This is a genomic window from Streptomyces sp. P9-2B-2 (genome assembly GCF_030406865.1).
Taxonomy (GTDB): Bacteria; Actinomycetota; Actinomycetes; order Streptomycetales; family Streptomycetaceae; genus Streptomyces; species Streptomyces platensis.
Genome location: NZ_CP129126.1, coordinates 6,831,246 through 6,858,245, shown reverse-complemented (window position 1 = coordinate 6,858,245; position 27,000 = coordinate 6,831,246). Strand labels below are relative to the sequence as shown.

General features: G+C 67.2%; 19 protein-coding genes and 3 rRNA genes. 9 read left to right on the top strand and 13 right to left on the bottom strand.

What is annotated here, in order from left to right:
* Positions 1-1,554 carry an alpha/beta hydrolase gene (locus tag QT196_RS30160; protein WP_290356042.1) on the bottom strand — a complete coding sequence of 518 codons (1,554 nt, stop codon included), beginning with the start codon at positions 1,552-1,554 and terminating at the stop codon, positions 1-3.
* Positions 1,555-1,927: 373 nt separating this feature from the next.
* Positions 1,928-2,728: an alpha/beta hydrolase gene (locus QT196_RS30155; RefSeq protein ID WP_266731563.1), complete on the bottom strand. Its 801-nt coding sequence runs from the start codon at positions 2,726-2,728 to the stop codon at positions 1,928-1,930.
* A gap of 332 nt (positions 2,729-3,060) precedes the next feature.
* On the opposite strand from QT196_RS30155, the gene QT196_RS30150 reads away from it, so the two are divergent.
* The 7 genes from QT196_RS30150 to QT196_RS30120 all read left to right on the top strand — a co-directional run bounded on the left by QT196_RS30150 (position 3,061) and on the right by QT196_RS30120 (position 10,342).
* Positions 3,061-4,011: a helix-turn-helix domain-containing protein gene (locus QT196_RS30150; protein WP_266731561.1), complete on the top strand. Its 951-nt coding sequence runs from the start codon at positions 3,061-3,063 to the stop codon at positions 4,009-4,011.
* Positions 4,012-4,203: 192 nt separating this feature from the next.
* Positions 4,204-4,965 carry an SDR family oxidoreductase gene (locus QT196_RS30145; protein WP_290356041.1) on the top strand — a complete coding sequence of 254 codons (762 nt, stop codon included), beginning with the start codon at positions 4,204-4,206 and terminating at the stop codon, positions 4,963-4,965.
* A gap of 248 nt (positions 4,966-5,213) precedes the next feature.
* Positions 5,214-6,890 carry an FAD-dependent oxidoreductase gene (locus QT196_RS30140; RefSeq protein ID WP_290356744.1) on the top strand — a complete coding sequence of 559 codons (1,677 nt, stop codon included), beginning with the start codon at positions 5,214-5,216 and terminating at the stop codon, positions 6,888-6,890.
* Entirely contained in the window at positions 6,887-8,344 is a 1,458-nt protein-coding gene (locus QT196_RS30135) for an ATP-binding protein (RefSeq protein WP_168481782.1), read from the top strand. The genes QT196_RS30140 and QT196_RS30135 overlap by 4 nt, the downstream gene beginning before the upstream one ends.
* Positions 8,341-8,691 (top strand): UBP-type zinc finger domain-containing protein, encoded by a 351-nt coding sequence (locus QT196_RS30130; protein WP_168481781.1) that lies wholly within the window; start codon positions 8,341-8,343, stop codon positions 8,689-8,691. The genes QT196_RS30135 and QT196_RS30130 overlap by 4 nt, the downstream gene beginning before the upstream one ends.
* A gap of 217 nt (positions 8,692-8,908) precedes the next feature.
* A complete protein-coding gene (locus QT196_RS30125; protein WP_290356040.1) occupies positions 8,909-10,048 on the top strand; it encodes an inorganic phosphate transporter in 1,140 nt (379 codons plus the stop codon).
* 54 nt (positions 10,049-10,102) lie between these two features.
* A complete protein-coding gene (locus tag QT196_RS30120; RefSeq protein ID WP_290356039.1) occupies positions 10,103-10,342 on the top strand; it encodes a hypothetical protein in 240 nt (79 codons plus the stop codon).
* A gap of 177 nt (positions 10,343-10,519) precedes the next feature.
* Here the strand turns inward: QT196_RS30120 and QT196_RS30115 are convergent, their stop codons facing one another.
* The 3 genes from QT196_RS30115 to QT196_RS30105 all read right to left on the bottom strand — a co-directional run bounded on the left by QT196_RS30115 (position 10,520) and on the right by QT196_RS30105 (position 12,081).
* A complete protein-coding gene (locus QT196_RS30115) occupies positions 10,520-10,903 on the bottom strand; it encodes a hypothetical protein (RefSeq protein ID WP_168481778.1) in 384 nt (127 codons plus the stop codon).
* Positions 10,904-10,974: 71 nt separating this feature from the next.
* A complete protein-coding gene (locus QT196_RS30110) occupies positions 10,975-11,721 on the bottom strand; it encodes a hypothetical protein (protein ID WP_290356038.1) in 747 nt (248 codons plus the stop codon).
* Positions 11,722-11,754: 33 nt separating this feature from the next.
* Complete coding sequence (locus QT196_RS30105; protein ID WP_168481776.1) at positions 11,755-12,081, bottom strand: hypothetical protein; 327 nt, start codon at positions 12,079-12,081, stop codon at positions 11,755-11,757.
* A gap of 54 nt (positions 12,082-12,135) precedes the next feature.
* On the opposite strand from QT196_RS30105, the gene QT196_RS30100 reads away from it, so the two are divergent.
* The gene (locus tag QT196_RS30100; protein ID WP_168481775.1) at positions 12,136-12,471 is read left to right on the top strand and encodes a hypothetical protein; all 336 of its coding nucleotides are present in this window, start codon (positions 12,136-12,138) and stop codon (positions 12,469-12,471) included.
* A gap of 602 nt (positions 12,472-13,073) precedes the next feature.
* On the opposite strand, the gene QT196_RS30095 is transcribed toward QT196_RS30100, so the two are convergent.
* The 5 genes from QT196_RS30095 to QT196_RS30075 all read right to left on the bottom strand — a co-directional run bounded on the left by QT196_RS30095 (position 13,074) and on the right by QT196_RS30075 (position 19,787).
* Positions 13,074-15,635 carry an FtsX-like permease family protein gene (locus tag QT196_RS30095; protein ID WP_168481774.1) on the bottom strand — a complete coding sequence of 854 codons (2,562 nt, stop codon included), beginning with the start codon at positions 15,633-15,635 and terminating at the stop codon, positions 13,074-13,076.
* Between the two features lie 69 nt (positions 15,636-15,704).
* Entirely contained in the window at positions 15,705-16,487 is a 783-nt protein-coding gene (locus tag QT196_RS30090; RefSeq protein WP_168481773.1) for an ABC transporter ATP-binding protein, read from the bottom strand.
* Positions 16,488-16,757: 270 nt separating this feature from the next.
* A complete protein-coding gene (locus QT196_RS30085) occupies positions 16,758-18,041 on the bottom strand; it encodes a HAMP domain-containing sensor histidine kinase (protein ID WP_168481772.1) in 1,284 nt (427 codons plus the stop codon).
* A gap of 11 nt (positions 18,042-18,052) precedes the next feature.
* Positions 18,053-18,745: a two-component system response regulator CseB gene (gene cseB / locus QT196_RS30080; RefSeq protein ID WP_168481771.1), complete on the bottom strand. Its 693-nt coding sequence runs from the start codon at positions 18,743-18,745 to the stop codon at positions 18,053-18,055.
* Positions 18,746-19,088: 343 nt separating this feature from the next.
* On the bottom strand, positions 19,089-19,787 hold the full coding sequence (locus QT196_RS30075; protein ID WP_168481770.1) for a DUF4232 domain-containing protein: 699 nt from the start codon (positions 19,785-19,787) through the stop codon (positions 19,089-19,091).
* Between the two features lie 425 nt (positions 19,788-20,212).
* On the opposite strand from QT196_RS30075, the gene QT196_RS30070 reads away from it, so the two are divergent.
* Positions 20,213-20,932 (top strand): alpha/beta hydrolase, encoded by a 720-nt coding sequence (locus tag QT196_RS30070; protein WP_168481769.1) that lies wholly within the window; start codon positions 20,213-20,215, stop codon positions 20,930-20,932.
* 242 nt (positions 20,933-21,174) lie between these two features.
* On the opposite strand, the gene rrf is transcribed toward QT196_RS30070, so the two are convergent.
* From rrf to QT196_RS30055, 3 genes are all read right to left on the bottom strand, one after another.
* Positions 21,175-21,291, bottom strand: a 5S ribosomal RNA gene (gene rrf, locus QT196_RS30065).
* Positions 21,292-21,365: 74 nt separating this feature from the next.
* A 23S ribosomal RNA gene (locus QT196_RS30060) occupies positions 21,366-24,488 on the bottom strand.
* A 301-nt stretch (positions 24,489-24,789) separates the two neighbouring features.
* Positions 24,790-26,318, bottom strand: a 16S ribosomal RNA gene (locus QT196_RS30055).
* The 16S, 23S and 5S rRNA genes sit together here, the layout of an rRNA operon.
* Between the last annotated feature and the right edge of the window lie 682 nt (positions 26,319-27,000).

The window sequence follows — 27,000 nt, the reverse complement described above, 5'->3', positions numbered from 1 at the left end:
TCAGCCTGAGCAGTTGGCGACCTGGTCCGGCAGTGTTCCCCCGACCAGATATCTGTCGACGGCACGGTCGGTGCAGGTGGAGGGGGGCTCCGAGGCGTACGCCGCATGCCCCTGGCCCTTGCGTACGAGGAGCGAGCTGTGGTCCAACTGCCGGTGCACCGCCCGGGCGTTCGCCAGTGGAGTGAGCTGATCGTCGGTGTACGACACCAACAGCACCGGTGCCGCGCCCGCCGCCTTGACCGGCTCGGCCGCACCGGTGGGGGCGATCGGCCAGGCCGCGCAGTCGATCATCTGCCAGGCGTAGGAACGGCCGAAGAGCGGCGACTGCCGGGCGAACGCGTCGGCGGTGGCGAGCATCTGCTTTGGGGTCTTCGGCGCGGACGGGGAGTCCAGGCACAGCACCGCCGACATGCTCATCGACTCGTTCTCCTCGGTGCGCTCCTCCTGCGGCGTCGGCTCCTGGTCACCGCTCGCGCCGGCCGCCTCGGCGTCCAGACCGTCGAACGCGGTCACCTCGCCGTGCAGGGCGGCCACCAGCGCCGTGGTCAGTCGCTGCCGGCTCACGTCGCCTGACACGGCCATTCCCAGGTACATGGACAAGTCGGCGCCGGTGAATTCCTCGCCGCCCGCCCCGTGCAGCGGCTTCCGGTCCAGCTCCTCGGCGAACCTGGTGAGCCGCCGCAGAATCTCCTCGGTGGTGGCTCCCAGCCGGTCATCCCCGCGCGCAACGAGGTCGTGGGCGTACCGGCGCACCGCGTCATCGGAGGTCTTGAGGTCGAGCCGGGCGACCTGCCGGAGGTCGGCGGCGGGATTGACGACACCGTCGAGCACCATCCGGCCCACCTTGCCGGGGAACAGCTTCATGTACTGCTGGCCTATGAAGGTGCCGTAGGAGACACCCGTGTAATTCAGCTTGGCGTCGCCCAGGACCGTACGCAGCACATCCAGGTCGCGCGCGACACTCACGCTGTCCATGTGCGCGAGAACGGAACCGCTCGCCTTTTGGCAGGCGCGGGCACGCCGGGTCGCGTCGGCGAATGCCTTCTCGGCCTGCGATGCGGTACGCGGCGGGTTCTCGGGTTCCTCCGCCACGCCGTCGGGGCACTTGATCTGCCCGGACCCGGCTATGCCTCGCGGGTCGAAGCCGACCAGGTCGTAGCGGGCCCGGGCCTGTGCCCCGGCCTGCCAGTTTCCGTTGGCCACGTCGGCCGCACCGCCGGCTCCGGGCCCGCCGGGGTTGAAGAGCAGCGAGCCCAGCCGACGGCTGTGATCCTTGGCCTGCACCCGCGAGACCCGCAGTGTGACGGTCTTCCCGTCCGGGGCGGCGTAGTCGACCGGCACCTTCACCCAGCCGCACTGCGCGCCGGGCACGGCCTTGGGGGTGACATCCGCGCCACAGGCCGTCCACTGGACCTTCTGCTGCGTGAAGCGCGCGGGCAGCGCCTGGACGGTCGTGTCCCTGCCCTTGGCGTCGTCGGGCCGGGATGCCGCGGCGCCACCGGCACCGCAGACCGTCACCACCGTCGTGGTGACGGCCAGCAAACCGGCAGACAAGGCCACGGATGGGCGGGGGATGGACATCGGCGCTCTCGCTCTCTCGCTCGTCGCCCGCACAGGATGCGCACAGGCACCGCCGGGCCGCTGTAGGGCCCGTCACAGTTGGGGCGAAATTACGCATTGTCGGTGGACGGTTGCATTTCACCCTCAGGTGGGGCGACGTCACGGATGGCGAAGTGACGGATGGCGAGGTCGCGGATGGCGGCGTCGCAGATGGCGGGGAGGCTGCGTTGCCGTTGACCGCGCGGGCACGGACCGGTGGGGCCGCTGTCCAGCAGTGGCGCAGGAGCGGGGCACCTCAGGGCGAGCGGCCACCTGAACACGATCAGCGAGGGGACGCACCCGCTGGGTTATCGCCGCAGGTGATCGCCTACAAGCGGGCGATGAATGCGCCGATGTGGGACGCGATCTGGTCGGGCACCTCCAGGGGTGACAGATGGCCGGTGCCGCTGAGCTCGGTGAGGGTGGCGGTGGGGATCAGGGGAAGCAGGTGTGCGCGCAGGATCTGGGGCGGATCAACCTTGTCGTCGCTCCCGGCCAGTACCAGCACGGGCACGTTGATCGCGCCGACCCGGTCCGCGAAGTCCTCGACCAGGGCCTGCCGCGGCCACGCCATACGGGCCGCCTCGCCCGCCCGGGCACTGTCCTCGTGGACCTGTCGGCGGGCCTCAACGGACAGCTCGCCGTTGGTCAGCACCAGATCGATGCTTCGGGCGATGGCGTCGTCGTTGTCGTAGGCGTGCGCCAACGCCTCCTGGAACTCGTGCGTCACACCGACCGGAGCCGGTGGGGCGGGTGCGACGAGCACCACGCCCTTCAGTCCGGCCGGGCGGCGGGAGGCGAATATCTGGGCCGCCTTGCCGCCCATCGAGTGGCCCACCACGACGTAGTCGTCATAGCCGAGCTGGTCGATGACCCGCTGGGTGTCGTCGGCGAGTTGCTCCATGCCGTAAGGGCCGGGGGTCTCGGTCGACTCGCCCCACCCGCGGTGGTCGTACGAGACGAACGTCTGCGCCGGGCCGAGGCGCTCGATGACCGGCCGCCAGGTGCGGTGGGAACCTCCCCAGTAGTGGAGGAAGACCAGGGCCGGGCCGTCGCCCTCGCGGACATGGCCGTAGACCCGCCCGCCGTTCACGGGGAAGTAGCGGCCGGTCGGGGTGTGGGTGGTCACGAAGGTCAGATGTCCTTGCCTGGACCGGCGCGGAGCCGCTCTGTCGCGGGCGCTGCCGGTGTGAGCCCCGGCGGTGGGGCCGCGCTGCTCATGACTCGATCGTCGTCCGGCTGCTTTTGATCAACCACGGGCTCGAATGCCAGCATGCGCAACTTTCGGGACACGTCCGCGCGGACGGTTGGTCGTCGCTTGCGCATCGGCGCAGCCTGCGTCGAGCGCCCCAACGCCCCGTCGGCTGAGCCCACTTGGCGCCCGACCGGCTACGGGGGCAGCAACCGCGCCCCCTGCCCGGATCCAGCTGGCGCGAAAGTTACGGCCATAACATTGCGGCCATGGCTCCTCATCGCGTCGCGGTCCTGGTGCTGCCCCGGGTGCTCCCCGTCGACCTGGGCATCCCGACGCAGATCTTCAACCCGCGGCCCCACACCCCGTACGAACTCACGGTGTGCGGCGCGGCCCGTGGCAGCGTCACCACCAGCACCGGGTTCACGGTCGGCGTCAGAGCCGGGCTGCCGGCCCTGGCCCGGGCGGACACGATCATCGTGCCCGGCTACTGGGACTATCAGCGGCCACCGGCGCCCGAGGTCACGGCGGCCCTGCAACGCGCCTTCCGCCGAGGCGCCCGCATCGTCTCCATCTGCACCGGCGCCTTCGCACTCGCCGCTGCTGGGCTGCTCAACGGCCGTACGGTCACCACGCATTGGGCCAGCGCCGACGAGCTCGAAGAGAGCTATCCCCAGGTCCGGGTCGACCGCAGCGTCCTCTACATCGACGACGATCCCCTGCTGACCTCCGCGGGCGTGACCGCCGGCATCGACCTGTGCCTCCACCTCGTCCGTAAGGACCTCGGTGCCGCCGTCGCCAACGACATCGCCCGCGAACTGGTCGCCGCACCGCACCGCGACGGCGGCCAGGCCCAGTACATCGCCCGGTCCCTGCCGGAGCCCACCGCGCACACCCTCGCCGACACCCGCGAGTGGGCCGTGCGGCACCTCGACGAAGCCCTCACGCTCGACGTTCTCGCCCGGCACGCACGCGTCTCCACCCGCACGCTGGTGCGCATGTGGCGCCAGGAGACCGGCAGCACGCCCCACCAGTGGCTGCTGAGCGCCCGCGTCCAGCACGCCCGTGAACTCCTGGAAGTCACCGGCCTCGGCATCGAGCAGATCGCCGACCGATGCGGCCTCGGCACCGGCACCAACCTCCGCGCCCGTTTCCGCAATGCGCTGGGCACCACACCCTCCGCGTACCGGCGGACCTTCCAGCGGACGAGCGCGGGCTGACCGCACCCCCTGCGTCAGCGCGGCGGACCCCGGCCACCACCGTCAAAGCGGCCGAGAGGTGATCAGTGGCCCGAAGCGCGACGATGGGGCGGAGACCGATGTCCGGAGGTACCCGATGACGGACAGAGCACCGGCCCCTGCTCTCGGCATGGCCCTGACCTGCGGTGTGGTGTCGACCTGCGGTGTGGCGTCATGACGGCGGCGCCCGGCGATCCCGGTCCCCCGCCTCGGTCCGATCTCGCCGGCCAGACCGTCGTGGTGATCGGCGCCAGCGCGGGTATCGGCCTCGAAACCGCCCGCCAGGTACGGGCAGGTGGCGGCGGGCTGATTCTGGTCGGCCGTAACCCTGAACGGCTGCAACGCGCTGCCGACGAACTGCATCCGCTCGGTACGGCGGCGTTCGATGCGAACGACAGCGACCGCCTCCAGCAGTTCTTCCAGGATCTGGCCGCACCCGTCGACCATGTGATGGTGACGGCCGGCAGCCCCTCCTACCGGCCCTTGTCCGATATGGATCTCGACGCCGCGCGTGCGGAGTTCGCACAGCGGCTCACCCTGACCCTCGGCGTCGCCCTCCACAGCCGTGCAAAGATCCGCCCGGGAGGCACGCTGCTGTTCATGAGCGGCACCGGCGGCCGGCGTCCCGGTGTCGGCATGACCATCGTGTCCGCCCTCACGGCGGCGCTGTCCGCCCTCACCGCCAATCTGGCGCTCGAAATGGCACCGATCCGTGTGAACGTCATCGCGGCCGGGTTCGTCGACACGCCCCTGTCCGCCTCACTGCTGGGCGACCGGCTGGAGGCCCGGCGTCAGGAGCTGCGCGACACGCTTCCCATCCGACGGGTGGTCGGACCGGCGGACGTCGCCGCGCTGGCCGTCCATCTCATGTGCAACGACGCCCTCACCGGCGGCACATACGACGTGGACGGCGGGCAGCAGCTCCTGCCCCACTGACAGCTCCCGACTGCACTGCCAGCTCCTCGCCGACGGGCCACCTAGCCCTGCGCGGATCTCTGTTCACGGACCGTGAAGCCGGCCAGCGGGGAGCCGGACTCCTGATCTTGCGGCAGAGCAAAACATGACAATCGCCCATAAGATGGGTACCACTGACGCGCGCCGGTGTGCCGGACGGACAGGCAGGGCACACCGGCGCGGAAGGGCGATCGACCGGGAACGGGATGCCTACCGGGGACGGGATGCCTATGGAGCAGGGCGCCAGTGCGGCGCGGACCGTCATCCTGACCGTGGACGACGACCCGGGCGTGTCACGTGCTGTCGCCCGCGATCTGCGGCGTCGCTACGGCGAGTTGTACCGCATCGTCCGTGCGGAGTCCGGCGAGTCGGCCCTTGCCGCGCTGCGTGAGCTGAAGCTGCGCGGCGCCCCCGTCGCGGTGATCGTGGCCGACTACCGGATGCCGGAGATGGACGGCATCCAGTTCCTTGAGCAGGCCCTCGACATCCATCCCGGCGCCCGGCGGGTGCTGCTGACCGCGTACGCCGACACCGACGCGGCCATCGACGCGATCAATGTCGTCGACCTCGACCACTACCTCCTCAAGCCCTGGGAGCCACCGGAGGAGAAGCTCTACCCCGTCCTCGACGATCTCCTGCTGGCCTGGCGGGCCAGCGATCACCGGCCGGTGACCGTCACCAAGGTCGTCGGACACCGCTGGTCGGCGCGTTCGTCGGCGGTACGGGAGTTCCTGGCGCGCAACCAGGTGCCCTACCGCTGGTACTCGTCCGAGGATCCGGAAGGCCGACGGCTGCTGTCCGCCGCGGGCCAGGAGGGCCTGCGGCTCCCGCTGGTGATCGCCCCGGACGGCACCGCCCTCGTCGAGCCCGGGGACCAGGAGCTCGCCGCGCGTGTCGGCCTCGCGACCACGCCGGCAACGGACTTCTACGACCTGGTCGTCATCGGCGGCGGGCCGGCCGGTCTGGGGGCGGCGGTATACGGGGCCTCCGAGGGGCTGCGGACCGTCCTCGTGGAACGCTCCGCGACCGGGGGCCAGGCGGGTCAGAGCTCGCGCATCGAGAACTATCTCGGCTTTCCGGATGGCGTGTCCGGGGCGCAGCTCACCGACCGGGCCCGGCGTCAGGCGTTGAAGTTCGGTGCCGAGCTGCTGACCGCGCGCGAGGTCACCGGGCTCGAAGTCAACGGCGCGTCGCGGGTCGTCCGGTTCTCGGACGGCTCCGCCGTCGCCGCACACTCCGTGATTCTCGCGACCGGCGTGTCGTACCGGCAGCTGGACGCCGCCCACGCGTCCGAGTTGACCGGCTGCGGAGTGTTCTACGGGTCGGCGCTGACCGAGGCGGCCGCCTGCCAGGACCAGGATGTGTACATCGTCGGCGGCGCCAACTCCGCAGGCCAGGCCGCGGTATACCTCGCCCGGAGCGCCAAGTCGGTCACTGTATTGGTGCGTGGCCCGTCCTTGTCCGCTGCGATGTCGCACTACCTGGTCCAGCAGGTCGACGAGACGCCCGCGATCTCCGTGCGCACCAACACGGTCGTCGACGCCGCCCACGGCTCGGGCCATCTGGAGCAGATCACCGTCCGTGAGACAGCGACCGGCCGGACCGAACGCGTCGACGCCCATTGGATGTTCGTCTTCATCGGTGCGGCCCCGCTGACCGACTGGCTGGAGGGCACGGTGCTCCGGGACTCCCGCGGTTTCCTGCTGACCGGCCCCGATCTGACCGCGGACGGGCGCCCGCCGGCCGGCTGGGAGCTGGACCGGCCGCCCTACCACCTGGAGACCAACGTCCCGGGCGTGTTCGTGGCCGGAGACGCCCGCGCCGAATCCGCCAAGCGTGTCGCTTCCGCGGTGGGCGAGGGCGCCATGGCGGTCATGCTCGTCCACCGTTATCTGGAGCAGTCATGAACAGCCGGCCGATGCCGTGCAGTCAGCAGGAGCTCGGCTCACTGTTCCTGTTCGAGGAGCTGGCTCCCGACCAGCTCGCCCTGCTCTGCCGCGAAGGCCGGGTGGAGGAGTTCGCACCCGGGCCCGTGTACGGGGAGGGCGACGCGGCCACCTGCTTCTATGTGCTGCTCGAAGGGACCCTCGTGCTCTCGCGCCGGATCGGGGACTACGACGTGGAGATCAACCGGAGTTCCAGCCGCGGGGTCTACGCGGGCGCCTTCCAGGCCTATCTGGGCGACCGCCTGCGGCAGGTGTACAACAGCTCCCTGCGCGTCATCGAGCCGACCCGCTTCTTCGTACTGCCCGCGGAGACCTTCGCCACGATCATGCGTGAGTGGTTTCCCATGGCCGTACACCTGCTGGAGGGCCTCTTCTTCGGCACCAAGAGCGTCCAGGAGGCCGTCGGCCGGCGGGAACAGCTCCTGGCTCTCGGATCGCTGTCCGCGGGGCTGACCCATGAGCTGAACAACCCGGCCGCGGCGGCCGTGCGAGCCACCTCCGCGCTCCGCGAGCGGGTCGCCGGGATGCGCCACAAGCTCGGCATCATCGCGGCACACCCGTACCGGCGCGACACCCTGGAGACGCTCGTCAACATCCAGGAACGCACGGCCGAGCGCGTGGCCAAGGCCACCGCCCTGAGCCCGCTGGAAACCGCGGACCGGGAGGACGCGCTCTCCGACTGGCTGGACGACCACGGCATCGGGGACGGCTGGCAGCTCGCGCCGACCTTCGTCCAGGCCGGTCTGGACACCGACTGGCTGGACCAGATCGCCGCGGCCGTGGACAGCGACACCCTCGAAGGCGCCGTGCGGTGGCTCAACTACACCGTGGAAACCGAGCTGTTGATGAACGAGATCGAGGAGTCGACGACGCGCGTCTCGGTTCTGGTCACGGCCGCCAAGCAGTACTCACAACTCGACCGGGCGCCCCACCAGGTCACCGACGTCCATGAACTGCTGGACAGCACGCTGCTGATGGTTTCCGCGAAAATCGGCCCGCACATCACCGTCGTCAAGGACTACGACCGCGGCCTGCCGAAGATCCCGGCCTACCCCAGCGACCTCAACCAGGTGTGGACGAACCTGATCGACAACGCCGTCTCGGCGATGAGCGGTACGGACACCGACGGCACGCTGACCGTGCGCACCGCGCGCGAGGGCGACCATTTGCTCGTCGAGATCCGCGACACCGGCCCCGGAGTCCCCACCGAGATCCGCGACCGCGTCTTCGACCCCTTCTTCACCACCAAGCCGGTGGGTGAGGGCACGGGCCTCGGCCTGGACATCTCGTGGCGCATCATCGTCAACAAACACCAGGGGGACCTGCGGTTCGATTCCGTCCCCGGCGACACCCGCTTCCAGGTACGCCTTCCGCTGGCCCCCACCGACCCCCGTTCCCCCCAGGAGGCGTCATGACTTCCCCGCACGGAATCGACCCCTCGGCCGCTCCCAGCGGAACCGGCTGCGCGGAGTGCGAGGCCGGTGGCGGCTGGTGGTTCCATCTGCGGCGCTGCGCACAGTGCGGCCACGTCGGCTGTTGCGACGACTCCCCAGCCAAGCACGCGACGGCCCACGCCCGGGACACCGGGCACCCGGTGATCCGCAGCTTCGAACCGGGCGAGACGTGGTTCTACGACTACGACACCTCTGACGTGTACGCCTCGGGCCCGCCCCTGGCACCCCCGGAGAGCCACCCGGCCGACCAGCCCACCCCCGGCCCCGCCGGCCGCGTCCCGGCGGACTGGGCCGACCGTCTGGGATAGGCGGGGACAGTCGCACCACTCCCCCGTCCGGCACGGCGCCGACCTGGGCCGGACGCCGCCACCGACCGGCCCGAGCCGTCGCGTTGGCGGCATTCCGGAGCGGCGCTTAGCGTGGAGGGGACGGCGGTTCGTACCCGATCCGGGGCCCACGTGGCCGGACCGCCCTCGACGTGGAGGGCCAGGAGATCCGGGAGATGCGGGAGATCCGGGAGGTCGGGTGGACTCTTTCTCGTTCCTGCTCGTGGCCGTGATACTCACGGCCCTTGCCTTCGACTTCACCAACGGATTCCACGACACCGCCAACTCGATGGCCACCTCCATCGCCACCGGCGCGCTGAGCCCGCGGGTCGCCGTCGCCGTCGCGGGGGTGCTCAATCTGGCCGGAGCCTTCCTCTCCACGGAAGTGGCCAAGACGATCTCGGGCGGCATCGTCGAGGACAGCCAGGTCTCACTGGTGATGATCTTCGCCGGGCTGATCGGGGCGATCCTGTGGAATCTGGTCACCTGGCTGCTCGGGCTGCCGTCCAGCTCGTCCCACGCCCTGTTCGGCGGGCTGATCGGCGCGGTGTGGGTGGGGGCCGGGGGTTCCGCGGTGCGCTTCGGCGCGATCATCGAGAAGATCGTGATCCCGGCGGTGGCCTCGCCCGTGGTGGCCTGTGTGGTGGCGCTGCTGGCCACCTACCTCGCCTATGTGATCACCCGGAGGACCTCCCGCCGCGCCGTCGGAAAGGGCTTTCGCGCGGGTCAGATCGGGTCGGCGTCCCTGGTGGCGCTGGCCCACGGCACCAATGACGCCCAGAAGACGATGGGCGTCATCACCCTCGCACTCATCTCGACCGGGGCACTCAGCCATGGCGCGGGGCCACCCTGGTGGGTGGTGCTGAGCGCGGGCCTGGCGATCTCCCTGGGCACGTACGCGGGCGGCTGGCGGATCATCCGGACCATGGGCAAGGGGCTCACCGACATCCAGGCCCCCCAGGGCTTCGCCGCCGAGACCAGCGCCACCGCGGTGATCCTCGCCTCGTCACACATGGGGTTCCCGCTGTCGACCACCCAGGTGTGCACCGGCAGCATCCTCGGCGCGGGGCTGGGCCGCAGGCTGGCACATGTGCGCTGGGGAGTCGCCGGCCGGATCGCGGTGTCCTGGCTGCTGACACTGCCGGCCGCGGCCGCCGTGGGAGGCGTGGCCGCCTGGGTGGCCGACCAGGGCGACCTGGGGGTGGCCCTGGTAGCGGTCGTCGCCCTCGCCGCCGCCGCGGGCTTCTACGTGCTGTCGCGCCGCCGCCCCGTGAGCCCGGAGAACGTCAACGAGGCGCCGGCACCCGAACCGGCCTCCACCGTCAAACCGGCCGCCTGAGCCGGCCCTGCCGGCCCGGCCGACCCAGTCGCCGCCCAGAAAGGGAAGAACCGAATGGACATCAACTGGGGCACCCTGGCAAGTGTCTTCGCCATCAGCCTCGGCATCACCGCCGTGGTAGTCGTGATGTTCTCCCTCGGCCTGGCCGCCTGGTCCCGCACCCGCCACGGGGATCCCGCCTCCGATACGCCTGGAGTCCGTCACCAGAAGACGGCAACGGCGACGGCCCTGCTCTGCTTCGCGTCCTGCCTCGGGGTCGCGGGGTATGGGATCGGGCTGATCGTTACGGGGTGATGGGGGGGTGGGGGTTGGGGTTGCCGGGGCTTGGGACTGCGGGGGCATGGGACTGCCGGGGGATGGGACGCGTCCGGGGAGGTGAGGCCCACGGCGGATCTTCTGTCGCGTTTCCGCGGTTCGCACGCGCGCCGTACGGTCGGCACGCCGTCCGAGGGGCAGGGGCGCTCGGTGCCGTCAGCCGCGGTGGCGGGGCGGTGCTGCGCCGGGGCGACCGGCGGCCTCGCGTTCCGCTCTGATTTCCCGGCGCTGTTCGTCCAAGTACTGGGAACTCTCGCGTTCCGCTGCAAGGCGTTCGCTCTCCGACATCGCATCCCAGCGCTGCTGGAAGGTTTCGAAGCGAACTTCGAGGGACTCGCTCCGGGGCAGGTCGTCGATGGCTTCACGGATGCCCCGCCGGCCCGACATGACGTCCCTGGCCATCGCGGCCAACGGATCACGGCCGTCCCCTTGCGCAAGATTCTTCAGCATTTTCCGCAGCATGCGTGCCCTGGCCTCATCCTTGGCCAGCCCCATGAATTCGGCGTCGCCGACTTCACGCTCATTTTGACTTGACTGCATTCTTCCCCGATTCCTCCGTCTCGATTTGCGGTGTTACCCAGAGGCGCTTGCACTGCCGCCAGGGCGAAGCGTCAGACCACCGGACTGTCGTACGCTTTACCGGGCAGGGGAAATTTGATCGCCTTGTTCTCGATAGAAGAACTGATGCCGCCAACGAGCGCCACCGATCCGTTGATTGCGGTCTGGAGTTCACTGATGACCGTGGTCAGCTTGGACCACATGTTGATCATGGCGATGACCTCTCCGGCGATCGCACCCGCGGCGATAGCCGGACCGAACAAGGTGAAACTCGTCGATGCGCCGGCCAGCGCAGTCAGTCCGACGATCGCCGCAGTATCCAGAATCCCCTGGAGCAGGTCACCGCACGCCTCAGCCGCATTCCAGACCGCTTCTGTGGTCTTCTCGTAGTTCTCCTTCAGATCAACGAAGGAGTCCTTCATTTCCGCGATGTCCTTCGAGAGCGTCTCGAAGTAGATGTACGCGGCGTCTGCGGCATTGCCATTCCAGGACTTATCCAGTGCCGTATTTCCGGCCTTGATGTTCTCCGCGAGGTCCTCGCAGAAGTCACCCATCGCCTTCCACGCCTTGGCGCACTGCGCATACTCTTCCCAGTCGCCAGCGATCAGCTTCTTCGCCTCGTCAACCGGATTGAACTCAAAGGCGATCTCCAACCCCTTGCTGATCACCCAGGAAGGACTCAACACATCGCCGAAGGACAGGAGGTCCTTAACCACCCCACCTTCCGGCTCCTCCTTGTCGCCATCCACTTTTGGCGCCACCAGACGACTGGTTGGTTTTGCTACGTCCGCAAATCCCATATCAATCTCCTCCCGATCCGGGGATGTTTCGGATTAACGCTTGGAAGCCGGGTAGGTGGCATCCATTTGGGTAGCCTCACCTCGGTCAGTGGAGTCGTAATGCTTAGCGGAGCCAAGCAGTTCGGCCGATGATGCGCCGAGAATCTTGTGCAGAGCCTTGAGGGTGTTTTGCACGCGGTTCACCACATCTTCGTGGCTGCCACTCCACAACTGAGCCACCGTGGAAATCGGGCCGACATCAGAGGCGAGCATCTCGCATGACTTCTTTACATAATCCCGTGAATCCTCGACATCATCGGCGGCTCGTTTCACCTGCTTTCCGAAACCGGTCAGATCGTCTGGATCTACCGAAAAGCTCACCCTGCCCCCATTCGTGACTTTGACGCGCCTGTTGCGCGCTGATACCGTACTCTAGTGAAAATTTTCAGCGATGACGGCAGCAATCTTCCATCGCTTGAACTTGGCGGTGAGACAAGCGACCCCACTGACCAATACATCCAGCGCCAGGTGCGGGGCTGGGCGCTACTCCCCCTCTTTTTCGCGATCCTCCTTCCTTGGCTCTGGGTGTACTTTGCATTCACTTATGACCTCCGGAAGGACCTTCCCTTCCTCGCCCTGGTGGTGACGCACGCCGGGCTGGCGCTCATCTGGCTTGGACGCCGCAGCTCACGCCGCCTGCTCACCTGGGCGGGCATCGGCTGCTATCCACTCGCTGTCGCCCTGTGTCTGCTGCTGCAGAACGTTCTCTAGCGGTCCGCGGGTCAGCTCCTTCTCCGGCGCCGTCCGGGGCCGGCCCTGGTCATGCGGCCGTCCAGGGGAGATCAAGTCCCGTCCTAGCAGGTACCTAGGGCGGTCAACCCCGGGGACGACGAGTGCCGTCGGCAATGCATGTCGCGTCCGCAGCAGCACGGGAACGCGGGAACGAAGAGCCCTTCGGTCGAGCGCAGCACGCTCCCCCTATTGCAGCCGTTGCAGCCTCACAACCGGAAAAGGTGGGCTTCGAGTTCATTCACATCCGAGTCCCGCACGCCGAATTCCCTCTGGAGGCGGTCCAGCGTCGCCTGGCACTGCTCGCGGTTGTGGGGAACTCCGTACACCCCGAGGTACGCGAGTTCGAAGGCCGCGACCATACGGACGGTGCATCGCCCGCAAAGGCATCGAACCCAGCGAACGACTCGGACGCCGAAGGCGGGTCAGCGTACGCACCAAGTCCTGACTGACCAGCTACCGCAGACCCAACCACAGCTACCAGCACCAACCCCGCACCCACCTGACCCTGCTCGGCCTTGCCCCCCTCCCCTGCCAAGCAACTCGCCCCGCCCACCACACAGAACCCTGCCCAAGCCCCTGCCTCACGCGTCCGCCACAGCCTCCAGCGGGCTCAGGGCGGCCGCCCGATGGGCCGGGACGGTGGCGGCCAGGGCGCCGATCGCGAGGGAGAGCAGGCACACGAGGAGCAGCGTTCCCCAGGGGAGTGCCAGGGAGTACTGGGGCATTGCGCCATTGGCCAGTGAGCCGACTGCCCAGGCGCCGAACAGGCCGCCTGCCAGGCCGAGGAGTGTGCCGAACGCGGCGACGGTCACCGCCTCCAGGCGGATCATCCGCCGGATGCCGGAGCGGTCCATGCCGAGGGCCCGCAGGGCGCCGATCTCCCGGGTGCGTTCGGCGACCGACATGGCCAGGGTGTTCGTGATGCCGAGCGCGGCGATGACGATGCCGATGGCGAGCATCCCGTACATCAGGGTCAGCAGGTTGCCCATGGTGCCGGCGGCCTCGTGGACGAACTGCTCCCGGTCCTGGACCTTCAGCAGCGGGCTGTTGCCCACGGCGGTGCGCAGCCGGTCCTCGGTGGTCTTCGAGACGGCGCCGCCGTCGGTGCGGACGAGGATGCGCTGAACGGAGCCGGGCAGGTAGCTGTCGTGCGCCACCTCGGTACGGGCGCCGAGTGCGTCGTGGGCGACGGGGTTGTCCTTGTAGACGCCCACGACGGTGTACTTCCTGAACTTCTGGTTCCGGCCGAGGCTGGCGTTGAGGTGGCCGCCCGTGGTCACGTCATTGTCCCGGGCGAGGGTGCTGGAGACGGCGATCCGGCCCGGCCCGAGGTCCTTGGCGGAGCCGCTGACGAAGTCGAGCTTCATGACGTCGTGCACGGTGTGGGGGTCGACACCGGAGATCTCCCGGACACCGCCGCCGGTGGACAGGGTGGAGTCCGTGACGGCGCTCGCGGTCCGCACCCCGGAGGTGTCGGCCACCCGCCGTACGGCGGCCGGGTCGACGCCGGTCGTGGGGGTGCGGGAGCCGATCACGTAGTCGGCGCCGAGGCCGGCCGCGGCCTGGCGGTCGAGGGCCTGCCCGGTGGAGTTGCCGATGACGGCGAGGCCGGCGACCAGTGCGGTGGTGATCAGCAGGGTGGCGGCGGTGGCGGCGGTGCGCCTCGGGTCGCGGAGCGCGTTCTGCTGTGCGAGATGGCCGGTGATCCCGAAGCGGCCGGTCAGCCGTCCGGTCAGCCGGATCATCGGGGCGGCGAGGAGCGGCGCGAGGACGATCAGGGCGGCGACGAGGAGGGCGCAGCCGAACATCGCGTTCTGGAGGTTCTTCTCCGAGGCGTCCTTCGCCCCCGAGAGCGACACCAGCACACCGGCGCCGAGGACGAGGAGAGCAAGGCCCGCCACGCCGCGGATCCGTGACCGCTGGGCGGAGGGCGGTTGGTCCGTCGTGCGCATCGCCTCGACGGGCGCGACCTTCGCGGCCCTGCGGGACGGCAGCCACGCGGCGAGCACGGTGACGCCCACGCCCACGCCGAGCGCCGCCACGACCGGGCGCGGGCCGATCACCAGCGGGCCCTGGGGCAGCGTGTTCCCGTCGGTGCTCAGGATGCCGGGCAGCACCGCGGCGATGCCGAGGCCGAGCAGGAAGCCGGCCGCCGATGCGACGAGGCCGACCAGGAGGGCCTCCAGGAGCACGGAGCGGGACACCTGGCGGCGCGTGGCACCGATCGCCCGCAGCAGAGCGATCTCACGGGTGCGCCGCGACACGAGCATCGTGAAGGTGTTGATGATGAGGAAGGAGCCGATGAACAGCGAGACCCCGGCGAAGACCAGCGGCAGCTTCTCGTAGCCCCGGGTCAGGGTGTCGACGTAGAGGGCCTGTTGGGCGGCCTGGGCGGCGCCGGTGGTGGCCTCGGCCCGGTCGGCCGGGAGCACGCCGGTGACCCGGCGGGAGAGCGCGAACTGGTCAGTGCCGGGGTCGGCGGACAGATCGATCCCGGTGTAGTGGCCCGGGGACGCGAACAGCTTCTGGGCGGTCGCCTGGTCGAACAGGGCGAGGGTGCCGCCGGCGGTCACCCGGGTGTCGTCGGTGGTGACGATGCCGACGAGCCGCTTGGTCATGACGGGGCCGTCGGTGGCCAGCGTGATGGTGTCGCCGAGGCGGAAGTGGCCGGCGGCGACGGTGCCGCGGTCCACGGCGAGTTCGCCGCTGTTCCTCGGGGCGCGGCCCTCGGCCAGCGGGTAGTGGCTGTCCTTGCCGTCCTTGCCCGGTACGTAGCCGGCGGCCGGATTCGCCCCCGGATCGACCCGCAGCGGGGTGCCGTCCGCCGCGTTCAGGGCAGCCGAGCCGTCGGCCGACGGGCGCACGGCGGCGACACCGGGAACGGCGGCCAGTTTCCGTGCGAGCGCGTCGTCGAGCGCGCTGGTCCGCTGGTGTGCGGCGGCCCCCGGCGGGGGTGTCTTCGCGGTCACGGTGACCGCGATGTCGGCAAAGCTCTTCGACGCGGCGGCACGGTGGGCCTCGGCGGTGGAGTCCGCGAAGACCAGGGTGCCGCTGACGAACGCGACACCCAGGCAGACGGCAAGGAGAGTCATGATCTGACGGGCCTTGTGCGCCAGGAGGTTGCGCAGGGCTGTTTTCAGCATGGGGAGCTTTCGAGGCGTGGGCTCGGCGGAGGCGAGCGGGCGGCGGGTTGGGTCCTGGGCGAGGCGGGTCTAGCCGGTGTGCGAGCGGGCGCCCAGACTCTTCATCAGGCCCAGCACCCGGTCCGGGGTCACGTGTGTCATCTCGTCGACCAGGCGGCCGTCGGAGAGGAAGACCACGCGGTCGGCGTAGCCGGCTGCGACCGGGTCGTGGGTGACCATGACCACGGTCCGGCCCAGCTCACGCACCGACTCGCGCAGGAAGCCGAGGACTTCGGCCCCGGCGCGGGAGTCGAGGTTTCCGGTGGGCTCGTCGCCGAAGATGATCGCGGGGCGGGAGGCCAGGGCACGGGCGACCGCGACGCGCTGCTGCTGCCCGCCGGACAGCTGCGCGGGCCGGTGACCGAGGCGCTGGGAGAGTCCGACCATGGCGACCACGCGGTCCAGCCACTGCTGGTCGGGGCGGCGTCCGGCGACGGTCAGCGGCAGCGTGATGTTCTCCAGCGCGGTCAGCGTCGGCAGCAGGTTGAACGCCTGGAAGATGAAGCCGATCCGGTCGCGGCGCAGCGCGGTGAGCTGCCGATCGCCCAGCGTGCTCAGTTCGGTGGTGCCGATGCGCACGGAGCCGGAGCTGGGCGAGTCGAGCCCGGCCGCACAGTGCATCAGCGTCGACTTGCCGCAGCCGGAAGGACCCATGATCGCGGTGAACTCGCCCTCCCGGAAGTCGATGCTGACATGGTCCAGGGCTACGACCCGGGTGTCGCCGCTGCCGTAGACCTTCGACAGATCGAAGGTGGCGGCTGCGACCCCGGGCGCCCCGTGCTGCGCGGGCGGGCCGAAGGGGGTGACGGACATGTGGGGACTCCTCTTCGGGTGCGGAAGGGTGCACTGCGAAGGGTGTCCGGGGAACGTATCGGGGCCTGAGCCACTGTGTATCGGCGACCGCGCCGCCTGGTAGCAGTTCTGTAGCAGGAGGTCTGTGGCAGGTCTGTAGGGGCGGGGAGCCTGATGGCCGGACGGGCCGCGCGTCCGTGGTGTCCGAGGTAGCGGGGGGGGCGGCCGCATCCGTGCCGGGCGAGCGTGCCCGAGGCGGCGGGGCGCACACAGGGCCTCCCGGCCGAGCCCTCATGCCGACGCGGCGGTTCCGCAGGAGCCGGAGGCGCGGGACGGCAGGTGCAGGGTGGCGACGGCGCCGCCGTCCGGGGCGTTCTCCAGATGCAGCTCGGCGCCGAGGAGCCGGGCCTGGCCCAGGGCGATGGTCAGGCCGAGGCCGTGGCCCGTGCCGCGCTCCGTCGACCCCGTCTGGAACCGGCGGGGACCGTGAAGCAGCACGTCTGCCGGGAAGCCGGGGCCGTGGTCGCGCACGACGACCGTACGGCCCTCGACGGTGACCTCCACCGGGAGCCCGCCGTGCCGGTGGGCGTTGACGACGAGGTTGTCGACGATCCGCTCCAGACGGCGCGGATCGGTCTCCACGGTCCGATCGGCTTCCGTCCCGGCGACGGTGACCTCGGCGCGGAGACCGGTGCGTGCCACGGCCTCGGAGACGACGGCGCCGAGCGGCACCCGGGCCGGGACCGGCTGCTCGGCCCCGGCGTCCAGTCGGGAGATCTCCAGCAGGTCCTCCACCAGGCCGCGCAGATCCCGTACCCGGGCCCGCAGCAGATCCTCCGTCTCACCGGCCGGCAGCAGGTCTGCGGCGGCCAGCAGACCGCCGACGGGGGTGCGCAGCTCATGGGCCACGTCCGCGGTGAACTGCCGCTCGGTGCGCAGCAGTTGGCCGAGATGGTCGGCCATACCATCGACGGTGGCGGCGATCTCGGCCACCTCGTCGCGGCCCTTGGTGGGCCCGGTGCGGGCGTCCAGATCCCCGGCGGAGATCCGGCCTGCGGTCTCGGAGACCCGCCGCAGCCTGCGGGCGAGCAACCCGGCCCCGTAGACCGCCAGCGGCACGGCCACCGCGAGCGCCAGCAGCGAGGCCACCGCCATGGTCACGTCGAGTTGGCGCAGCGTGTACAGCTCCGAACTCATGTTGACCTGCACCGCCAGCACCCGGCTGCCCGGGCCGCCGACCCGCTGGGCGGCCCAGACGGTGGGGCCCCCATTCCCCTCGACGCGCCCGTCGTAAGCCGTATGCCGCTCGCCGTCGGCGGGGTGCCGGAGCGCGAGGGGCAGCTCGGCCGGATCCAGCTCGGCTCCGTCCGCGAGGGTTTTGGTGCGCCGGTAGGTGTCCATGGCCGAGTACAGCCCGTTGAACGCCTGGGCCTCGGCCCGGGAGCGGATGTCGTCCGCGGTCCACAGGTGCACCAGCACACCCACCGCCGCCACGACCAGGCAGGCCGTGACCGCGGCCAGCGCGGCGATCTTCCAGCGCAGGGACGACAGGTCCGGCCGCAGCCGTCGGAACACCCGCACCCCCCTCAGCGCCTGAGCTTGTAGCCGAAACCGCGGACCGTCTCGATCCGCTCCCGCCCCAGCTTCCGCCGCAGCCGCTGCACACACAGGTCCACCACCCGGCTGTCACCGTCCCAGCCGTACTCCCAGACATTGCGCAGCAGGGTGTGCCGCTCCAGCACGACACCCGGGTGGGCGGCGAACTCCAATAGCAGCTTCAGCTCGGTCGGGGTCAGCGCCACCGGGCTCCCGGAGACGAACACCTCCATACCGGCGGTGTCGATACGCAGGTCCCCGAACTCCAGCACCTCCCCCTCGGACGGCGGCTCCTCATCCGCGGCCCGCCCGGGTCCCGGCGCGGGCGCGTAGGTCGCCCGCCGCAGCAGCGAGCGGATGCGCGCCACCAGCACGTACGTGTCCACGGGCTTGACCACGTAGTCGTCCGCCCCGGCCTCCAGACCGGCGACGACATCGAGTCCGTCGCCGCGCGCGGACATCATCAACACGGGCACCAAGCTGCTCTCCCGGACCCTGCGGCACAGGCCGATCCCGTCCAGACCGGGCAGCATCACGTCCAGGATCAGCAGGTCGAAGCTTTCGTCACGGAAGAGCTCAAGGCCCGTAAGACCGTCGGCCGCGGCCGTCATCTCGTAGCCGTAACGCTCCAAGGCGACGGTGAAGGACCGCCGCATCAGCTCGTCGTCCTCCACCAGCAACACACGGACAGGTCGCGAAGAGGCCCCGGCCGGGGCGGGCGAGGACACGAGCGGCCAACTCCTGTTCGGACGATTCAGACGAGGCATCAGTCCCGCATAGACGCACGCTCAGCCCATGTACGCACGCGCAGCCGACGACCCGAAGAAAGGGTAAGGCAGACACCGGACCCGGCCACCGCGTCGTACATCGGACACGCGTCGCGCCCCCAGCGGACGAGCCGCTGGGGTCCCAGGCGGAGGAGGCACCCCGCACGTCGAGTGGGAGGCCGTGCCCACCGTTTGCCGGCGCTCCGGGACGCGGCGGTGTGGCGCGGCCCGGGGCGACACGTCACCGTCCGGCGGACTGTCAGAAGTCGTACGGCTTCTTGGTGCTCCAGTTCAGCACGTCGGCCTCGTTCCAGCTGAACTGCGGCTTCTCGCCCTTGATGGCGACGGAGTAGGTGGGGCCGTTGTGACCGTCCGCGCCGCGCAGTGCGAGAGCGAAGGACTGCGCCGTGTGGTTCTTCGAGCCGTAGTCGAAGAGGTTCACCGCGCTGTATGCCGTGCCACCGGGCTGGAGCGTGATGTGCTGGCTGCCGCCCGCGTTGTCCTTCTTCGAGTGCGGCAGTGCGGCACCGTCGACGCCGTCGCCGAGCTTCACGGCCGGGTACGAGGTGACCCAACACGGCTTGGTGCCCTTGTTCGAGGCGGTGACCAGCAGATGGTCGCCCTGCTGCCCGGCGAGCTGGTGCACCGCGGTCAGCAGCATCTCGTCGCCGCGGCACTGCTGGGCACCGGCCGTTGCGCCCTTGCCCGCGGTCTCGCCCGTCCCACCCGAGGCGGTCGTCGCGCCTGCGCCCTCCTTGGAGCCACCGCCGGGGTTGGCCTGCTCCGCGCCGCTCTTGCCTTCCCCATTGGGCGCGGACTGGGTCTGCGCGGTACCGGCGGCGTTGTCGCCGCCCGCCGCCTTCGAGTCACCGTCGGCCCCGCCGCAGGCAGTCAGGCCCAGCGCCAGCGCGGCGGTGACGGCAGCCAGAGTGGCGGTACGAATCCGGGAAGTACGCATGATCGGGTTCCCCCTGTGTTCCGTGCGGGAGTTCTTTCTTAGGCCGTTCCCGCGGTGTGAACACCACTCTTCCCTGGGCCACTGACGTTCCGTTAACGCCTCACTCACGTCCCGCCAACAAACCGCCCCAGCGGCGGACCCCCTCAGGCTGATCCGCCGCTGCGCATCGTCGTGGACGACAACGCCTTCCTGGACACCAAACACAAGTGACGACCGAGACGGGTGGTGAGGCGACATCCGGAGCCTCCGCAGAAACCCGTTGGCAAGCCACGCCGACCACTGCTAACTTTCCAACGGCCGTGCGAGAGAACGAGGAGGTGGTACCCGTGAACGCAGTATCGACATGGGTGCTCCCCTCCGGGGTCACGGTCGGGCGATAGGTCGTCCGGGAGCGCCGTTCCAGAGCACTCCCGAAAGGCACGACCATGCAATTCACTTCCGAACTGCGCCTCGACGACGGCGTCCTCGAGCGCGAATTCATCCTCGGCGAGATCCCCGGCACCCTGTGGACGCCTGGATCCGCACCGGCCCCGCTGATCCTGATGGCCCACAACAACGGCCTGCCCAAGGGGCAACCGCGGCTGGTGGCCCGGGCCCGGCACTCCGCGGCGCACGGCTACGCGGTGGCCACCATCGACGCCGCCGGGTGCGGAGACCGGCCCCGTTCCACCGCCGACGAGCAGGCCCGCGCCGACCTCCGCACGGCGATGCAGGCCGGCGAGCCGGTCGACGAGATCTTCGAGTCCTTCATCGCCCCGCTGGTCGAAAAGGCGGTCCCGGAATGGCGGACCACCCTGGACGCCCTCCTTTCACTCCCCGAAATCGGCGGCCCGGTCGGGTACTCGGGGTGGACCGCCGTCGGCATTCGACTGGCGGTGATCGAACCGCGCATCGCAGCCGCCGGTTTCTTCGCCGGGGGTTACGTGCCCCGCGCCCAGCGTGAGGAGGCCCGGCAGGTCACCATCCCGCTGCTGTTCCTGTTGCAGTGGGACGACGAAGGGAACCCCCGGCAACGGTCCCTGGACCTGTTCGACGCCTTCGGCAGCAAGGAGAAGACACTGCACGCCAATATGGGCGGGCACGTCGGCACCCCGTGGTTCGAGGTGGAGGACGGAAACCGGTTCTTCGACCGGCATTTGAGCTAGCCGCCAGCTGGCCCCGCCGTCAGGCCGGCAGCCGGCACGGATTCTTCCCAGGAGTTGCAGGTCATCCGGCTCAGCTGAAGGCAGGCTGTTGACCCAAAATCAGTCTGCTGTACGCGGCGGTGGCGTTCAACCGGCTCCACCACGTCTACGACAACCCTGGCACGGCACGTGGAATGGGGAGAACGGACCCAAAACGCAGGAAAGCCCCGCACCATACGGTGCGGGGCTTTCCCGGAAAATTTGTTCGGCGGCGTCCTACTCTCCCACAGGGTCCCCCCTGCAGTACCATCGGCGCTGAAAGGCTTAGCTTCCGGGTTCGAAATGTAACCGGGCGTTTCCCTAACGCTATGACCACCGAAACACTATGAAGTTAACCAACCCGGCATAATCACAGGTCGTTACTTCAGAACCTACACAGTGGACGCGAGCAACTGAGGACAAGCCCTCGGCCTATTAGTACCAGTCAACTCCACCCGTTACCAGGCTTCCATATCTGGCCTATCAACCCAGTCGTCTACTGGGAGCCTTAACCCCTCAAAGGGGGTGGGAGTACTCATCTCGAAGCAGGCTTCCCGCTTAGATGCTTTCAGCGGTTATCCTTTCCGAACGTAGCCAACCAGCCATGCCCTTGGCAGGACAACTGGCACACCAGAGGTTCGTCCGTCCCGGTCCTCTCGTACTAGGGACAGCCCTTCTCAATACTCCTACGCGCACAGCGGATAGGGACCGAACTGTCTCACGACGTTCTAAACCCAGCTCGCGTACCGCTTTAATGGGCGAACAGCCCAACCCTTGGGACCGACTCCAGCCCCAGGATGCGACGAGCCGACATCGAGGTGCCAAACCATCCCGTCGATATGGACTCTTGGGGAAGATCAGCCTGTTATCCCCGGGGTACCTTTTATCCGTTGAGCGACGGCGCTTCCACAAGCCACCGCCGGATCACTAGTCCCTACTTTCGTACCTGCTCGACCCGTCAGTCTCACAGTCAAGCTCCCTTGTGCACTTACACTCAACACCTGATTGCCAACCAGGCTGAGGGAACCTTTGGGCGCCTCCGTTACTCTTTAGGAGGCAACCGCCCCAGTTAAACTACCCACCAGACACTGTCCCTGATCCGGATCACGGACCCAGGTTAGACATCCAGCACGACCAGAGTGGTATTTCAACAATGACTCCACAACCACTGGCGTGGCTGCTTCAAAGTCTCCCACCTATCCTACACAAGCCGAACCGAACACCAATATCAAGCTATAGTAAAGGTCCCGGGGTCTTTCCGTCCTGCTGCGCGAAACGAGCATCTTTACTCGTAATGCAATTTCACCGGGCCTATGGTTGAGACAGTCGAGAAGTCGTTACGCCATTCGTGCAGGTCGGAACTTACCCGACAAGGAATTTCGCTACCTTAGGATGGTTATAGTTACCACCGCCGTTTACTGGCGCTTAAGTTCTCAGCTTCGCCACACCGAAATGTGACTAACCGGTCCCCTTAACGTTCCAGCACCGGGCAGGCGTCAGTCCGTATACATCGCCTTACGGCTTCGCACGGACCTGTGTTTTTAGTAAACAGTCGCTTCTCGCTGGTCTCTGCGGCCACCACCAGCTCAGGAAGTAAATTCCATCACCAGCAATGGCCCCCCTTCTCCCGAAGTTACGGGGGCATTTTGCCGAGTTCCTTAACCATAGTTCACCCGAACGCCTCGGTATTCTCTACCTGACCACCTGAGTCGGTTTAGGGTACGGGCCGCCATGAAACTCGCTAGAGGCTTTTCTCGACAGCATAGGATCATCCACTTCACCACAATCGGCTCGGCATCAGGTCTCACCCTTAACGTCATCCGGATTTGCCTAGATGACGGGCTACACCCTTACCCCGGGACAACCACCGCCCGGGCTGGACTACCTTCCTGCGTCACCCCATCGCTTACCTACTACCACCTTGGATCGGCGGCTCCACCACGTCCCTTTGTCCGAAGACTCCAGGCCGGCTTCACGGCCTTAGCATTAATGGATTCGATATTGGGCGTTTCAAAGCGGGTACCGGAATATCAACCGGTTGTCCATCGACTACGCCTGTCGGCCTCGCCTTAGGTCCCGACTTACCCTGGGCAGATCAGCTTGACCCAGGAACCCTTAGTCAATCGGCGCACACGTTTCCCACGTGTGTATCGCTACTCATGCCTGCATTCTCACTCGTGAACCGTCCACAACTCGTTTCCACGGCTGCTTCACCCGGCACACGACGCTCCCCTACCCATCACAGCCTCCGTTGGGAGTATTGCTGCAATGACATGACTTCGGCGGTGTGCTTGAGCCCCGCTACATTGTCGGCGCGGAATCACTTGACCAGTGAGCTATTACGCACTCTTTCAAGGATGGCTGCTTCTAAGCCAACCTCCTGGTTGTCTCTGCGACTCCACATCCTTTCCCACTTAGCACACGCTTAGGGGCCTTAGTCGATGCTCTGGGCTGTTTCCCTCTCGACCATGGAGCTTATCCCCCACAGTCTCACTGCCGCGCTCTCACTTACCGGCATTCGGAGTTTGGCTAAGGTCAGTAACCCGGTAGGGCCCATCGCCTATCCAGTGCTCTACCTCCGGCAAGAAACACACGACGCTGCACCTAAATGCATTTCGGGGAGAACCAGCTATCACGGAGTTTGATTGGCCTTTCACCCCTAACCACAGGTCATCCCCCAGGTTTTCAACCCTGGTGGGTTCGGTCCTCCACGAAGTCTTACCTCCGCTTCAACCTGCCCATGGCTAGATCACTCCGCTTCGGGTCTTGGGCACGCTACTCAACGCCCTATTCGGACTCGCTTTCGCTACGGCTTCCCCACACGGGTTAACCTCGCAACATACCGCAAACTCGCAGGCTCATTCTTCAAAAGGCACGCAGTCACGACTGCATGTGCAAGCACATACAGCGACGCTCCCACGGCTTGTAGGCACACGGTTTCAGGTACTATTTCACTCCGCTCCCGCGGTACTTTTCACCATTCCCTCACGGTACTATCCGCTATCGGTCACCAGGGAATATTTAGGCTTAACGGGTGGTCCCGCCAGATTCACACGGGATTTCTCGGGCCCCGTGCTACTTGGGTGTCTCTCAAACGAGCCGCTAATGTTTCAGCTACGGGGGTCTTACCCTCTACGCCGGACCTTTCGCATGTCCTTCGCCTACATCAACGGTTTCTGACTCGTCTCACAGCCGGCAGACTGTAAAAGAGAGATCCCACAACCCCAACCACGCAACCCCTGCCGGGTATCACACGTGACTGGTTTGGCCTCATCCGGTTTCGCTCGCCACTACTCCCGGAATCACGGTTGTTTTCTCTTCCTGCGGGTACTGAGATGTTTCACTTCCCCGCGTTCCCTCCACACTGCCTATGTGTTCAGCAGCGGGTGACAGCCCATGACGACTGCCGGGTTTCCCCATTCGGACACCCCCGGATCAAAGCTCGGTTGACAGCTCCCCGGGGCCTATCGTGGCCTCCCACGTCCTTCATCGGTTCCTGGTGCCAAGGCATCCACCGTGCGCCCTTAAAAACTTGGCCACAGATGCTCGCGTCCACTGTGCAGTTCTCAAGCAACGACCAGCCACCCACCACCCCAACCCGAAGGCTGAGTTCACTGGGGCCGGCATCGCGAAGGTCCAGACTCAACGGTCCGTACCCTCAGATACCCAACAACGTGCCCGGCCCACTTCACTCGTCCTCACGTTCCACGCCGAAGCAGTACTAGTGACAACCAATCAAGTGCGCCGAATAGTCAACGTTCCACCCATGAGCTAACCACCGTCGAACATTTGCCGACGTAGTGGCTCTGGATCTCTTACGAGATCTAGATGCTCCTTAGAAAGGAGGTGATCCAGCCGCACCTTCCGGTACGGCTACCTTGTTACGACTTCGTCCCAATCGCCAGTCCCACCTTCGACGATTCCCTCCCACAAGGGGTTGGGCCACCGGCTTCGGGTGTTACCGACTTTCGTGACGTGACGGGCGGTGTGTACAAGGCCCGGGAACGTATTCACCGCAGCAATGCTGATCTGCGATTACTAGCAACTCCGACTTCATGGGGTCGAGTTGCAGACCCCAATCCGAACTGAGACCGGCTTTTTGAGATTCGCTCCACCTCGCGGTATCGCAGCTCATTGTACCGGCCATTGTAGCACGTGTGCAGCCCAAGACATAAGGGGCATGATGACTTGACGTCGTCCCCACCTTCCTCCGAGTTGACCCCGGCAGTCTCCTGTGAGTCCCCATCACCCCGAAGGGCATGCTGGCAACACAGAACAAGGGTTGCGCTCGTTGCGGGACTTAACCCAACATCTCACGACACGAGCTGACGACAGCCATGCACCACCTGTACACCGACCACAAGGGGGCGCCTGTCTCCAGACGTTTCCGGTGTATGTCAAGCCTTGGTAAGGTTCTTCGCGTTGCGTCGAATTAAGCCACATGCTCCGCTGCTTGTGCGGGCCCCCGTCAATTCCTTTGAGTTTTAGCCTTGCGGCCGTACTCCCCAGGCGGGGAACTTAATGCGTTAGCTGCGGCACGGACGACGTGGAATGTCGCCCACACCTAGTTCCCAACGTTTACGGCGTGGACTACCAGGGTATCTAATCCTGTTCGCTCCCCACGCTTTCGCTCCTCAGCGTCAGTATCGGCCCAGAGATCCGCCTTCGCCACCGGTGTTCCTCCTGATATCTGCGCATTTCACCGCTACACCAGGAATTCCGATCTCCCCTACCGAACTCTAGCCTGCCCGTATCGAATGCAGACCCGGGGTTAAGCCCCGGGCTTTCACATCCGACGTGACAAGCCGCCTACGAGCTCTTTACGCCCAATAATTCCGGACAACGCTTGCGCCCTACGTATTACCGCGGCTGCTGGCACGTAGTTAGCCGGCGCTTCTTCTGCAGGTACCGTCACTCTCGCTTCTTCCCTGCTGAAAGAGGTTTACAACCCGAAGGCCGTCATCCCTCACGCGGCGTCGCTGCATCAGGCTTTCGCCCATTGTGCAATATTCCCCACTGCTGCCTCCCGTAGGAGTCTGGGCCGTGTCTCAGTCCCAGTGTGGCCGGTCGCCCTCTCAGGCCGGCTACCCGTCGTCGCCTTGGTAGGCCATCACCCCACCAACAAGCTGATAGGCCGCGGGCTCATCCTTCACCGCCGGAGCTTTCCACCACCAGACCATGCGGTCGGTGGTCGTATCCGGTATTAGACCCCGTTTCCAGGGCTTGTCCCAGAGTGAAGGGCAGATTGCCCACGTGTTACTCACCCGTTCGCCACTAATCCCCTCCCGAAGGAGGTTCATCGTTCGACTTGCATGTGTTAAGCACGCCGCCAGCGTTCGTCCTGAGCCAGGATCAAACTCTCCGTGAATGTTTACCGGTAATCCGGTGAAACACACACGAGAGCGGAACAACCAGACGGAATAGGTCCGGTCGTTCACAGCGTCCTCGCTGTGTGTGCCACCCCGACCGCATGGGCCGTGGTGGGCTTTTCAAAGGAACCTCATCCTCCGGAAGTGTTTCCGGTGGACGGGGTATCAACATATCTGGCGTTGACTTTTGGCACGCTGTTGAGTTCTCAAGGAACGGACGCTTCCTTTGTGCCTTATCGGTTCTGATTGCTCAGTACCGGGCTCTCCGGGCGCTTCCCTTCGGTCTTGCGTTTCCGACTCTATCAGATCCTTGCGGGCCCGATTTTCGCCGGTGCGTTTCCGCCTTTCGGCTTCTTCGCGTTTCCAACCTTACCAGATCCGTTTCCGTCTCTGGCGCCCTGTTGGAGCGGGCCGGCCGTTCAGCTTTCGCTTTCCGGCCTTTCCGACTCTATCAGATCCGATTCTCGGTCCGTTGCCGGTCCGAATTCGCTTCCGAATCCCCGTCGGAGGGGGTTACGCCGTGGTCCGGCAATTTGCGTTGCCGTGCCTTTCGGCGTGATCACTACGTTAGCGGAATTCCTCGTTGACGCATAATCACGTCGCGGTGCGAATTTCGGCATGCCGAAATTGTTCCCGGTGAGGGGCCGTGCAGTAGTGGTGTGCCGCGAAGCGGCGGGATGG